Genomic DNA, 412 nt, shown 5'->3' on the forward strand with positions numbered 1-412 from the left:
TGCAGCAGCATGAAACACATCCACCACCTGACAGAGTAAAGCGATGCGAGAGAAGAGGGGTATCGCCTCACCGGCCAACTGCAGCGGCCGCCCCTTGCCATTCCAGTGCTCGTCGAGAGAGAGAATGCCACCGGCCACCTCGTCACTGAAGCGCAGCTGGCGAGCGATATCGGCACCACGGTGGCAGCGGGTCTGGATCAGTTCGTTGGCAATCTGATCGCCGTTGCGAAAGATGTGAAACAGGCTGCGAAAGCGCCCCAGCAGATCGGCCTGCAGGCCAGTGTGGCCCAGCACGAAGTTGACCACCTCGGAGAGGGAGCCATCCACCAGCTTGAAGTCGCGTTTGAAGTGCAGATCGTCGGTGAGATAGAGCTCGCAGATGCGGGCGGCATTGCTGCTGCAACCGAGATCC

Annotated in this window: 1 protein-coding gene; it reads right to left on the reverse strand. The window is 60.4% G+C overall.

Annotated features, from left to right (window positions below; all coding sequences use genetic code 11):
• A partial coding sequence (locus BN1128_RS15840) for an HD domain-containing phosphohydrolase (protein ID WP_042870494.1) occupies positions 1 to 412 on the reverse strand: 412 nt, incomplete at both ends.

The organism is Aeromonas piscicola, assembly GCF_000820005.1.
GTDB classification, from domain to species: domain Bacteria; phylum Pseudomonadota; class Gammaproteobacteria; order Enterobacterales; family Aeromonadaceae; genus Aeromonas; species Aeromonas piscicola.